The sequence below is a fragment of the Asticcacaulis sp. genome (genome assembly GCF_051954415.1).
In the GTDB taxonomy this organism is placed as follows: Bacteria; Pseudomonadota; Alphaproteobacteria; order Caulobacterales; family Caulobacteraceae; genus Asticcacaulis.
In genome coordinates this window covers 224,906-237,140 of sequence record NZ_JBQCHT010000047.1, presented here as the reverse complement: position 1 = coordinate 237,140, position 12,235 = coordinate 224,906, and the positions used below count along the sequence as shown (strand labels likewise).

General features: G+C 58.7%; 9 protein-coding genes. 2 read left to right on the top strand and 7 right to left on the bottom strand.

The features are described 5' to 3' along the window. Positions 1-66: 66 nt before the first annotated feature. The 3 genes from ACTHND_RS18975 to purM all read right to left on the bottom strand — a co-directional run bounded on the left by ACTHND_RS18975 (position 67) and on the right by purM (position 3,813). A complete protein-coding gene (locus tag ACTHND_RS18975) occupies positions 67-2,121 on the bottom strand; it encodes a S46 family peptidase (protein WP_440179523.1) in 2,055 nt (684 codons plus the stop codon). Positions 2,122-2,188: 67 nt separating this feature from the next. After that, entirely contained in the window at positions 2,189-2,782 is a 594-nt protein-coding gene (gene purN / locus ACTHND_RS18970) for a phosphoribosylglycinamide formyltransferase (RefSeq protein ID WP_440179522.1), read from the bottom strand. Beyond that, entirely contained in the window at positions 2,782-3,813 is a 1,032-nt protein-coding gene (gene purM / locus ACTHND_RS18965; RefSeq protein ID WP_440179521.1) for a phosphoribosylformylglycinamidine cyclo-ligase, read from the bottom strand. Before purM ends, purN begins: the two co-directional genes overlap by 1 nt. A gap of 63 nt (positions 3,814-3,876) precedes the next feature. Between purM and rnd the strand changes: the two genes are divergently transcribed. Continuing rightward, the gene (gene rnd, locus ACTHND_RS18960) at positions 3,877-5,025 is read left to right on the top strand and encodes a ribonuclease D (RefSeq protein ID WP_440179520.1); all 1,149 of its coding nucleotides are present in this window, start codon (positions 3,877-3,879) and stop codon (positions 5,023-5,025) included. Here rnd and ACTHND_RS18955 read toward each other — a convergent pair. The 4 genes from ACTHND_RS18955 to ACTHND_RS18940 all read right to left on the bottom strand — a co-directional run bounded on the left by ACTHND_RS18955 (position 5,022) and on the right by ACTHND_RS18940 (position 10,241). Then, entirely contained in the window at positions 5,022-5,495 is a 474-nt protein-coding gene (locus ACTHND_RS18955; protein ID WP_440179519.1) for a hypothetical protein, read from the bottom strand. The genes rnd and ACTHND_RS18955 overlap by 4 nt on opposite strands. A gap of 58 nt (positions 5,496-5,553) precedes the next feature. Then, positions 5,554-7,056: a Ppx/GppA phosphatase family protein gene (locus ACTHND_RS18950; protein ID WP_440179589.1), complete on the bottom strand. Its 1,503-nt coding sequence runs from the start codon at positions 7,054-7,056 to the stop codon at positions 5,554-5,556. 88 nt (positions 7,057-7,144) lie between these two features. Beyond that, positions 7,145-9,370 (bottom strand): RNA degradosome polyphosphate kinase, encoded by a 2,226-nt coding sequence (locus tag ACTHND_RS18945; protein WP_440179588.1) that lies wholly within the window; start codon positions 9,368-9,370, stop codon positions 7,145-7,147. A gap of 106 nt (positions 9,371-9,476) precedes the next feature. Continuing rightward, the gene (locus ACTHND_RS18940; RefSeq protein WP_440179518.1) at positions 9,477-10,241 is read right to left on the bottom strand and encodes a chromosomal replication initiator DnaA; all 765 of its coding nucleotides are present in this window, start codon (positions 10,239-10,241) and stop codon (positions 9,477-9,479) included. A gap of 118 nt (positions 10,242-10,359) precedes the next feature. On the opposite strand from ACTHND_RS18940, the gene aspS reads away from it, so the two are divergent. Continuing rightward, complete coding sequence (gene aspS, locus ACTHND_RS18935; protein WP_440179517.1) at positions 10,360-12,141, top strand: aspartate--tRNA ligase; 1,782 nt, start codon at positions 10,360-10,362, stop codon at positions 12,139-12,141. Positions 12,142-12,235: the final 94 nt, after the last annotated feature.

Here is a 12,235-nt window from a genome sequence, read left to right as displayed (position 1 = left end):
CGGTCGATTGACCGGGCTTTTTGTTTGAAAGAGATAAGACGTTGTGGGCACGGCCCCCATGCCCCATTAGTTTGCGAGAAGCTCCGCCAGCAACGCCTGATTGTCGTAAATCTTGTCGAGCGCCACGCTGACGGCGTTCGTAGACACCACCACCGCCCGATTGATTGCCCCATCGTAAAAATACGCACCACCTAGGCTATGGATATTGCCATCGAACACGGCGCCAATGATCTCGCCCCTGGCATTGACCGCCGGCGAACCGGAATTGCCGCCGACAATGTCGTTGGTGGTGACAAAATTCATCACCGTACTACCATCGAATTTACCGCGAGCTTCGATAAACGATTGCGGCAATTGATAAGGCGCCTTGCCGGTGGCCCGGTCATATATCCCCTTCATGTAGGTAAAAGGGGCGACTGTTGTGCCGCGCCAGGTCCAGCCCTGAATACGGCCATAGGAGAGGCGCAGTGACCAGGTAGCGTCGGGATAGGTGTCCGTACCGTAGGCCCTGAAGCGCACGCGCGCGATTTTTTCCGCCGCGATGCGCGTGGGGCCGGAGACGCGATTTTCATATTGCCGGCGAATATCCCGGGACGCCGGATCGATGCGCAAGGCGTACTGGATCATGGGGTCGGACGATGCCTTGATCGCCGCCAAGCCGCCTTCCCACAAGGTTTTGCGGGTATCGACATTATCCAATTCGGTATTTTCAACCAGAAACGCCGCCAGTTCTTCTGGCGAGGATTTCCCCAGCAGTATCTGCGTTTGCGGGGCGTCGGCGCCCAAATACTCCCGCGCCTTGGAGAGGCGAAATTCCAGATAAAGCTGCTCGAGTGGTTTCTGAACCTGTGAATTGGCGAACAGGTCGCGCTCGATCGCCGGCAGGCGCGAGTCGGCATATTCCGGCAGGCGTTCGGCGGAGGGGTTCTGACGTTCGGCCGCGCCTCGCACCAGCTCGCGGGCATAGTTCAGCAGGCTGGAGCTGTAGGGCGTGTTTTCGAGGAAATTATAGGGGAGGAAAAGCTCGGCAGATGCCTTCTGCGCCTCGGCTATCTCGGCCCACGGATTGCCGGTTTCCAGTGCAAACGAGCCAGTCAGGGTTGATTTGAGATAGGTTTCTTCCTGACGTTTGACAGCAATCATGGCCGGATCGCGCAATGCCTGCCATTCAGCGGCCATGGCCTTGAAGCCGTTTTCGATGCCGAAGATCGCATCCTGGCTGATACGCCGGTTTTCCTCGTCCTGTTCGGCGAAGGTGATCAACCGGCCGCGCAGTTCCGATTTCATCATCTGCACCGGCGGATAAATCACATCGCGCAGGGTTTCCAGTTGAGCGGCGGTCATCAGGCGTTTGGTGGTGCCGGGATTGCCGGCGACAAAAACCGGATCGCCCTCGCGCGGCATATCGGTATTCCAGGCGAAGTGATCGGGAGTCATGACAGGCGCATCATTTTCGTAGATGCGGAGGAAACCGATATCGAGGGCATAGCGCGGGAAGTTGAAATTATCCGGATCGCCGCCAAAGAATGCCGCCTGAAATTCCGGTGCAAAAACAAGGCGTACATCGGAATATTTGCGGTATTTGTAGAGCTTGTACTGGCCGCCTTTATAGAGCGGCACGATTTCGCAGTGCGTCTTGATATCGCCGCCGCAGGCTTTTTTCTCGATGTTAGTAGAGGCCGCAGACTGCGCGCGGACAAAGGCGTCCCCGGTCAGGCCGGCCGTCGCTGCGTTGATCTCCTTCGTATAGTCCGTGACCGACGTCAGGATTTCGGCCATCAGTCCGGGGCAGGTGCGTTCGTCCTCACGCGCTGCCATATAGCCCTCAGTAACATAGTCCTTTTCAGGATCAGACAAATCCTGCGCGCATTCCAGGACGCAATGGTGATTGGTGAAGATCAGACCTTCGCCTGAGACGATCGCACCCGAACAGCCGGAACTCAGGCGGACACTGGCGCCCTGAACATGATCAAGCCATTTTTGATCCAGCTTTGTGCCGTAGGCGGCATTGACCCTGGCCAGCGGGAAACTATCGAACGTCCACAGGCCCTCTTCGGCAGTGGCGCGTCCGGAGGTCAGGGCAAACATCGCCAAAAAGACAAGGGTAGCTGTGCGGATCATCAAATATCCAAACCATGTAAAGCCGGATCTTAGCACGGTTGCGACTGTTACCGTGTAACCGTCCGGATTACATTTTCGTAAGGAACTTTTCCGCAAGAACCTGGCGCACTGCCTGGGCATAGAGCCGGTGTTCCTCGGCCAGGACGCGCGTTGCCAGCATGTCGGCCGTGTCGCCTTCCAGAACGGGGACACGCGCCTGCGCGATGATCTCGCCTTCATCGACACCGCTCGACACCCAGTGAACGGTTGCGCCATGTTCGATCACACCGGCTTCCAGTACGCGTTCGTGGGTGTGCAGGCCCTTGAAGTCCGGCAAAAGGGCAGGGTGGATATTGATCATCTTGCCTTCCCATTGCTGGACCAGCCAGGGGGTGAGCACCCGCATATAGCCGGCCAGGCAGATGAATTCGACGCCATTACCGCGCAGTTCGGCATTGATAAGTCGCTCATGCGCCTCGCGATCCTTGCCGAACGGCTTGTGATCGAGTGCGAAGGTCTTGAGACCATGCGCCGCCGCCCATTCCAGGCCGCTGGCCTTTGGGTCATTGGACACAACCAGCACGAACTCGGCCGGAAAATCCGGCGCTTTTGCCGCCTCGACCAGCGCCATCATATTGGAGCCGCGACCGGAGATAAAAATGGCCGCCTTAATCTTGCGCATTACTTTGCTGCCAGTTGACCAACGATAAAGGCATCCTCGCCGGCATTGAGCAGGGCCGCGAGAACGGCATCGGCATCCTTCGGCGCGACATAGACCACGAAACCGACGCCGCAGTTGAAGGTGCGCAGCATTTCATGTCTGTCGATATTGCCGGTTTCCATCAGCCATTTGAAAACGGGCGGGAACTCCCAGCCGTCGAAATCGAAGGTGGCGGTCAGGTGGTCCGGCACGGCGCGATCCGGGTTCTCAATCAGGCCGCCGCCGGTGATATGAGCGCCACCCTTGATCAGGCCGGACTTCATCAGCGGTAGGACCGCCTTAATATAGATGCGGGTCGGCTCCAGCAGGGCCTGGGCCAGGGACATGCCCTTGGCGAACGGCGCGTCCGAAGCCCAGTTGAGTCCAGCCACCTCGATCACCTTGCGGATCAGCGAATAGCCGTTGGAGTGCGGACCGGAGGACGCCAGGCCGATGATGACATCGCCTTCGCGCATATCATCCATGCGCGGCAGCACCTTGTGGCGATCGACGGCCCCGACCGAGAAACCGGCCAGGTCGTAATCATCATTGCCATACATGCCCGGCATTTCCGCAGTTTCACCACCGACCAGCGCACAGCCGGCGCGCTTGCAGCCTTCGGCGATGCCGGCCACGACGCGCTTGGCGGTATCGACGTCGAGCTTCGAGGTGGCATAGTAGTCGAGGAACATCAGCGGTTCCGCGCCCTGGGCCAGCAGGTCATTGACGCACATGGCGACGAGGTCGATGCCGACCGTATCATGGCGATGGGTTTCGATGGCGATCTTGAGCTTGGTGCCGACGCCGTCCGTCGTGGTGACGATCAGCGGATCGTCATAACCGGCGGCGCGCAGGTCGAACAGGGCGCCAAAGCCGCCGAGAGAGGCTTCCGCACCGGGGCGACGGGTCGATTTGGCCAGCGGCTTGATGGCATCCACCAGGGCTTCGCCCGCGTCGATATCGACTCCGGACGCCGCATAGGTTAAGCCAGATTTTGAGCCGGGTTCGGACATAAATAAATTCCTGTGATCACTTTGCCCTGTATCGGGGCTATTCGGGTTTGCTATAACTACAAAATGACGCCAATTACAAATACCAATGACCTGATCGCCTTTTGTGACGCGATAAAATCCGCCCCGTTCATCACGGTCGACACCGAATTCATGCGCGAGACGACCTACTGGCCGAAACTTTGCCTGATCCAGGCAGCCAGCGAGGACCATGCGGCCATTATCGATCCTTTGGCCAACGGACTGGATTTAAAGCCTTTTCTCGATGTTCTGGCGGATGAAAGCATACTGAAGGTGTTTCACGCCTGCCGTCAGGACATGGAAATTTTCGTCAATCTGGGCGTTATGCCGAAGCCGGTCTTTGATACCCAGGTCGCCGCCATGGCCGCCGGTTTCGGTGACCAGGTGGCTTATGATTCGCTCGTGCGGCAAAAACTGAAGATCGATATCGACAAGGGATCGCGGTTTACCGACTGGGCACGCCGCCCGTTATCAGACCAGCAACTGCATTATGCGCTGGGGGATGTAACCCATCTGGCGAAGCTCTTTCCCAAACTGCGCGACCGTTTGGAACGTCAGGGACGCCTCGACTGGGTGTCCGAGGAAATGAAGGCGCTGACCGCCCCCGGCCTCTATTCCACCAGCCCGGATGATGCCTGGCGCCGGCTCAAACCCCGCAAGCATTCGGTCAAATATATGGCCGTATTCTCGCAGGTCGCGGCATGGCGGGAGCGCATGGCGCAGGAACGCGACATGCCGCGCGGCCGAATCTTGAAGGATGAAGGGATTGACGAGATCGCCACCCAGATGCCGACCGATCCGGCGGCATTCGATCATCTGCGTTCGACCTCCAAAGGGTTCGGCGCCTCGAAATTCGGCCTCGATCTGGCGGAAATCATCCGCAATGTGCTGAAGAACCCGGATGCCTTCGCCCCGAAGGTGGAAAAATCGGCCCCGCCGGTTCAGGTGCCGGCCTCCGTGGTCGAACTGCTGAAAGTGCTGCTGCGTATCCGTTGCGAGGAGGAAGGTGTGGCGCCTAAGCTGATCGCCACGGTGGCTGACCTCGAAAAGATCGCGCTGGATGACAAGGCGCCGGTGCCGGCATTGGAAGGCTGGCGCCGAACCGTCTTCGGTGATGATGCCCTGCGTCTCAAGCGAGGCGAACTGGCCCTGGTGCTGAATGGCACCAAGGTGGAATTGGTTGAACTGGACTAGCAGCTTCCGCCGCTGTCGGCCTCCTTGCGGTTCAGCACATAGGTCTTGCCGTTCCAGCGCATGACGGGAAAACAGAATCCCGGACCGCCGATCATGACGTCCGGCCAGCCGCCGGGTGTTTTGACTTTGGTGGGCAGGAAGGTCGGTATGCCTTGGCTGGCGTAGATAACCTGCCATTTACCTGACGCCTTGCTCAGCAGGCTGAATCCCTGGCCGGTCATACCGTAGCAATAGGTGCCGTTGTCCGTAATGACGAGGTCGGGCTTTCCGTCGCCGTTTATATCGCGGTAGTCTTCGGGCGCGATGGTGGCGAGGCCGTTCTCATCGTCCGGGCATCCTGTCCACTGGCCGTTTTTCATCACCATGCCGGCCGCCTGATAAGCCTGTGCGATATCCGGCGGCAGGGGCTCAGCGACGGCGTTTAGGGACAGCAGGGATACGCAGAGTACTGGAACCGCGACATGTTTCATGGCCGCCTCCTGTAAAATGGTTCATACAGAAAACGCCCGAAACGCGAAACAGGCAAGCCTAATAGGTAATAATATTGAGGTTCAGCTTGAGCGACTGGGCCAGGGCGCGGGCGCGCCGGCGCGTCTGTTCGCCCAGCAGAAGGTCTTCCCATCCCGATTTGGCGCTTAAGGTCAGGTGTCGTTCGTCCTTGCGAATGTGGGCATGCCCCAGCAACTGGGCGGATTTGGCGGAGAGATCGCAGCCGAGACGCAGGAGAAGCCCCAGTTGCGTCGCCTGCCTGAGCATGTCCTCGCCCAGAATCCGGCTGATCAGAACCGGCTCCTTGTTGTAAGGATCGCCGCTGTAGCGCGTATAGATCGTGCAGGCGAGGAAGACGCGTTCCTGATGGTTCTGGCCGGGAATGGGCGCGCGCAGCACCTGATCACAGGCGAGGTCGGCGCGGTGATCCGGGTGCAACCGGGCGCCGATGTCAGACAGTTTCGCCGCCGCGCGGATCAGCCGGACGGCGGGGCGCTCGATAATTGCCTCGTCGATACTGTCGTAGAATTCGGTCGCCCACTGCGCCAGCGCCGGGCCGAGATCGTCATTGATGCCGAGACGATGGCCAAGCGAAGCACAGCCGGCGATCAGCGGGTCATCGACCCTCAAGGGGGCTTCGAGCGCCTCGAACAGCAGCCCTTCGCGCAGGCCGAAGGCGGAAAAGCACAGGGTCTCGAAGTGCAGAACCTCGATCAGCCCCTGCATGACCAGGGCGGCATAAGCGATATTTTCCAGCCGCCGCTTCGAAACGCCCGGCAGCTTTTCCAGCGATGACGGCGACTGGCTGGCGATCAGGCGGGCAATCGACAGAGCTTCGCGCGCCGGTAACTCAAATTGTTGAATGACTTGCAGCGGATAATTCTGCTTTTGCATCCAGATAAGGGCCAGATTGCGCCAGGCGCCGCCCACGGCATGGAACTGTTGGTTGGAAAAACGGCCTTGCAAAGGCTCCAGTCGGTCGCAAATGACCCGGTAAGTAGCCTCAAGCTCCACGGGCTTGGGGGCGCCAAGCGCAAAGGGGCCAAGCGGCAGCGTGATGCCGCGCAGACCCTGTTCATTCTCGCTGCTGAGATTGACCAGTTCAAGGCTGGAGCCGCCGAGATCGCCGACCACACCTTCGGCATCGAGATGGCCGCACTTGACGCCCATGGCGGAGTAATGTGCTTCTTCAGCGCCGCTGAGCACCCGGACTTGAAAGCCCGTTGTGTCAAGGATGGTGGCGACAAAATCAGGACCGTCCACGGCTTCACGGATGGCGGCCGTGGCGACCACATGGATATCTTTCAGGTCATAGGATTCCAGTATGGCCTTGAAACGGCGCAGCGCGACCAGGCTTTCCTGCATTCCGCCCTTGTGCAGACTGCCGGTGACTTTCAGTTCACGGCCAAGGCCCGCCAGAACCTTCTCATTGAAGATAGGCCAGATAGAACGGCCCTCAACGCGGTATATGACCAGACGAACGGAATTCGAGCCGATATCGATGACTGCGGTATTGTAATTCAAGATATCCGTTTCCCGCATTGTACGCCGAGACAAAACTTCGCTAGCTCGTTTGAGGGGCTTTTACCAGCCCCTGAACGTTTGCGCGATTGACTTCATTGTGAGTGGACTATTTGCGCGCGCCGACGTGGTCGAAGGCTTGCGGCAGATCCTTGACGCCGCGGCCGCGGCCGGAGAGCGACGGATTGGTCATGAAATAGTCGTGGGCGGAGAAGGGCTTGTCGAGGTGGCTGGCATCGAGCCGGCTATAGGTGCCGTTCGTTTGCAGGAACCAGGTCTGGGCTTCGTCGTTCAGATTGGCGACCATGATCTGGTCGAGCACCTGGCGGTGAACCGTTGGGTTCTCGATCGGGATCAGGGTTTCAACGCGACGGTCGAGATTGCGGCTCATCCAGTCTGCGCTGGAAATGAAGACGCGCGCCTGATCAGACGGCAGGGCATGGCCATTGGCGAAACAGACAATGCGGGCATGTTCGAGGAAGCGGCCGACAATCGACTTGACGCGGATATTTTCCGAAACACCGGGTACGCCGGGCCGCAGGCAGCAGATGCCGCGAATGACGAGATCGATCTGAACGCCGGCCTGGCTGGCCTGATAAAGCTTCTTGATGATGGTCGGATCAACCAGGGCATTGAGCTTTGCCCATATTTGCGCCGGTTTTCCTGCCTGGGCATTGAGAATTTCCTGATCTATCAGATGTATCAGGCCGGGTTTTAAAGTGACAGGCGAGAAATACAGCTTCTCCATCATTTCAGGCCGGGCATAGCCGGTGATGAAATTGAAGACGCGCATGGCGTCGCGGCCCAGTTCCGGATTGGTGGTGAACAGGCTGAGATCGGTGTAAATCTTGGCGGTGATCGGGTGATAATTGCCGGTGCCGAAGTGGCAGTAGGTACGCAAGGCTTCGCCTTCGCGTCGGACGACCACCGACAGTTTGGCATGGGTCTTGTACTCGACAAAACCGTAGACGACGTGGACGCCGGCGCGTTCCATGGCGCGCGCCCAGCGCAGATTGGCTTCTTCGTCAAATCGCGCCTTGATCTCGACGAGGGCGGTGACGTTCTTGCCCTGTTCAGCCGCCTCGATCAGCGCCGCCACAATGGGGCTGTCCTTCGAAGTGCGGTAAAGGGTCTGCTTGATAGCGATGACATTCGGATCGCGCGCGGCCTGGCGCAGGAACTGCACCACGGCGTCAAACGATTCAAACGGGTGATGGACGAGAATGTCCTTTTCACGGATGGCGCCGAAGACATCGCCGCCATTGTCACGGATACGCTCCGGGAAGCGCGGTTCGAATGGCTTGAATTTCAGGTCATTGCGGTCGCGCGGAATGAGCTGCGACACCTCGGCCATGCCAAGTATACCAGTGATATTGACAATATCTTCCGGCGCGGCATGGAGGTGGCCGATGATAAAGCTGCGCAGGTCATCCGGCATGGTCGAATCGATTTCGACACGCACAACGGAGCCGAGGCGGCGCTGTTTGATGAGTGCCTCGAACTCGCGGACCAGGTCTTCGGCTTCTTCTTCCATTTCAATGTCGGAATCACGCAGGATGCGGAAAAGGCCACGCGAGACGATATCAAAACCGGGGAAAAGCTGATGCAGGAACAGCGAGACAAAGTTTTCCAGCGAGATGAACTTGCGGCGGACCGGGCCGGTATCGCCGGGCTTGCGCACGGCGGATTCAACCTCCCAGAAGCGCTTCACGCCGGTCGGGATCGGGACCAGGGCATACATGGTCTTGTTGTCCTTGCGGCGCAGGAGCTTGAGGACGATCGAGAAGCCGAGATTGGGGATGAACGGGAAGGGGTGCGCCGGATCGATGGCCAGGGGCGTCAGCACCGGGAAAAGCTGATTTTCGTAAACCTTTTCCAGCCAGGCGGTATCCGTCTTGTTGACGTCCTTTGCCGAAAGCAGGTTGAGGCCGTTTTCCTGAAGCTGGTTGCGAATGCTGGACCATATGGTCTGCTGCTTGCTCATCAGTTCGCCGGCGGCGCGGTTCACCATTTCCAGTTGTTCCTGCGGCGTATGGCCGTCTACCGACAGCACACGCACGCCCTCGCGCACCTGGCCCTGAAGACCGGCGACGCGCACCATGTAAAATTCGTCCAGGTTGTTGGCGGAAATCGACAGAAAGCGCAGGCGTTCCAGCAGGGGATGGCGCGGGTTTTTGGCTTCTTCAATGACGCGCTGGTTGAAAGCCAGCCAGCTCAGTTCCCGATTGATGTAGAGGGATGGATCGAGCGGCGCGTCACCGCTGAAATCGAATGGTGCCGGCGCCGTGGCAGTCGCAACCGGCCCACTCTCCGTCAGGGCGGGAGCAGAGGTCATATCCAGGGCCAGGTTCGAATCGGTCATATCGGTCGCTTCATCAATGGAATCAGTCCTTGCCGGCAATTTAGCGTAAAAACCTAAAGAAACTGCCGGACCTGGCTGATTATCGCAAATTATCGAACGGCGTTACAGGCTCATCGCCAAACATATCCGCTTCGTGATCGAAAAAGGACTTGGCCAGGGCGCGATTGAACGCACGTCCATTGGCATAATGTTCCAGTTCTGTGACAATTTTTTGCGCGGCGCTGACCGAGCGGTCCATTCGCCTGACGATGTAGTCGATAAAATCGGGCGAAGGCGAAATGGCCCGCTGGGCGAACAGCTTGTTGAGGATGGCGACCAGCAGGTCCTCATCCGGTTCGGGCAGGGTGATGATCCGCATGGCGTTCAGGCGGCTGGCGAGATCCGGAAGCTCTACGTTCCAAGCGATAGGTTGATTTTCTGTCAGCAGAACAAACTGTTGTCCAGACTTCTGAACGTGATTGAAAAGGTGAAACAGGGCCTCTTCCGACGCCTTCTCGGCGTCATCGACCACATAGGGCAGCGGTTGTAGGGCGGAGAGGTCGAGATCATACGTTTCAGCGGCGGTCAGGAACAGGCCGCCGGTCTGCGCCGCGAAAATATGCCCCAGATGGGTCTTGCCGCTGCCGGGCGGTCCCAAAAGGATCAGGTGCGGGCTCAGCCATTGATCCGGATGCAGCAGAAGTCCCATGGTCGCCGCCAGTTCCGTGGTGACGATGAATTGGTCGCGACTGTAGCGGTCGCCGGATTCCAGATCGAGGGGCAGTTGCAGGGGCATATGGCTAATGTAGAATTGCCGGCCGTCTATGACAATGACCGCCTGACAGATATTCCGGGGACGATCCATGACGAATTGTGAGTAAAATCAGCCCGGCGCGCCGGACAAATGTGGCAAAAAGCTTGACTTTACTGGCGCATCATGTGCCCTACGGCGCAACGAAATTCCTTATGTCATCGGCTTTCACATGCATATCTATCGCTCCCATACCTGTGGCGCCCTGCGCGCTTCCGACGCCGGCACACAGACCCGCCTGTCGGGCTGGATTCACCGCAAGCGCGACCACGGCGGTCTGCTGTTCATCGACCTTCGTGACCACTACGGCCTGACCCAGCTTGTTTTCGATCCATCTTCGCCCGGCTTCGCCAAGGTGGAACGCCTGCGCGCCGAGAGCGTGATCCGTATCGACGGCAAGGTAGTGGCGCGCGACGCCGCGACGATCAATCCGAACCTGCCGACCGGCGAAGTCGAAGTCTATGTTGGTGATGTTGAAGTGCTTTCGGAAGCCGCCGAACTGCCGCTGCCGGTCTTCGGCGAGCCAGAATATCCGGAAGAAATCCGCCTGAAGAACCGCTTCCTCGATCTGCGCCGCGAAACCCTGCACAAGAACATCGTCCTGCGCTCGAAGGTGATCCATTCCATCCGTCAGCGTATGGTAGACCAGGGCTTCCTTGAGTATCAGACCCCGATCCTGACGGCCTCGTCGCCGGAAGGCGCGCGCGATTTTCTGGTGCCGTCGCGCCTCCATGCCGGCAAGTTCTACGCCCTGCCGCAGGCGCCGCAACAGTTTAAGCAACTGTTGATGGTGTCCGGTTTCGACCGCTATTTCCAGATCGCGCCATGCTTCCGTGACGAAGACCTGCGCGCCGATCGTTCGCTGGAATTCTACCAGCTCGACGTTGAGATGAGTTTCGTTACGCAGGAAGACGTCTTCGCCGCCATCGAACCCCTGATGCACGGCCTGTTCACCGAGTTCGGCGAAGGCAAGCGCGTCTCGCCCTATCCATTCGTGCGTATTCCGTATCGGGAATCGATCGCCAAATACGGCTCGGACAAGCCGGACCTGCGTAATCCGATCGAGATGCAGGACGTCTCTGACAAGTTCCGTGGCGGTGGTTTCGGTCTTTTCGCCCGCATTCTGGAAAACCCGGCCAATGCCGTCTGGGGGATTCCGGCGCCGAAGGGCGGCAGCAGAGCTTTCTGCGACCGCATGAATTCCTGGGCGCAGGGTGAAGGCCAGCCGGGTCTTGGCTATATCTTCTGGTCCGAAGACCAGGGCGGCTGGGGCGGCCCGATCGCCAAGAACCTGGGGCAGGAAGGCACCAATGCCGTCATGGGGCAGCTTGGTCTCGGTCAGGGTGATGCCGCCTTCTTCGTGGCCGGCGATCCGAAGGTTTTCTATAAGTTCGCAGGTAACGCACGCACCAAGGTCGGCACCGATCTGAACCTGATCGATGAAGACCAGTTCAAGTTCTGCTGGATCGTGGATTTCCCGATGTTCGAATACAACGAAGACGAAAAGAAGGTCGATTTCTCGCACAATCCGTTCTCGATGCCGCAGGGCGAGATGGAAGCCCTGCAAACCAAGGATCCGCTCGATATCCTGGCCTATCAATACGACATCGTCTGCAATGGCTACGAACTGTGCTCCGGCGCGATCCGGAACCACAGGCAGGACATCATGCTGAAGGCGTTCGATATTGCCGGCTATGACGAAGCGTTTGTTGAAAGCCAGTTCGGTGGCATGCTAAACGCGTTCAAGTACGGCGCACCGCCGCACGGTGGCCTGGCGCCGGGCATCGACCGTATCGTCATGCTGCTGGCTGGACAGACGGCGATCCGCGAAGTCATCGCCTTCCCGCTGAACCAGCAGGGGCAGGACGTCATGATGAGCGCACCGTCTGATGTGCTCGACAAGCAGTTGAAGGAACTGCATATCCGCACGCAAATGCCGATCAAGGTGTCCTGATATCGCGCTTAACCACATAAAGCCCGTCTCTGAGGAGGCGGGCTTTTTTGTTGCCTGTTGACAAATGTCCGACAATTGAGATATTTAAATGTCA

Coding starts and splice junctions, on each gene's coding strand:
- purM (WP_440179521.1), bottom strand. CDS start 3,813: ATGTCCGAACCCGGCTCAAAATCTGGCTTAACCTATGCGGCGTCCGGA.
- ACTHND_RS18950 (WP_440179589.1), bottom strand. CDS start 7,056: ATGCGGGAAACGGATATCTTGAATTACAATACCGCAGTCATCGATATC.
- ACTHND_RS18945 (WP_440179588.1), bottom strand. CDS start 9,370: ATGACCTCTGCTCCCGCCCTGACGGAGAGTGGGCCGGTTGCGACTGCC.
- ACTHND_RS18975 (WP_440179523.1), bottom strand. CDS start 2,121: ATGATCCGCACAGCTACCCTTGTCTTTTTGGCGATGTTTGCCCTGACC.
- rnd (WP_440179520.1), top strand. CDS start 3,877: ATGACGCCAATTACAAATACCAATGACCTGATCGCCTTTTGTGACGCG.
- aspS (WP_440179517.1), top strand. CDS start 10,360: ATGCATATCTATCGCTCCCATACCTGTGGCGCCCTGCGCGCTTCCGAC.
- ACTHND_RS18955 (WP_440179519.1), bottom strand. CDS start 5,495: ATGAAACATGTCGCGGTTCCAGTACTCTGCGTATCCCTGCTGTCCCTA.
- ACTHND_RS18940 (WP_440179518.1), bottom strand. CDS start 10,241: ATGGATCGTCCCCGGAATATCTGTCAGGCGGTCATTGTCATAGACGGC.
- purN (WP_440179522.1), bottom strand. CDS start 2,782: ATGCGCAAGATTAAGGCGGCCATTTTTATCTCCGGTCGCGGCTCCAAT.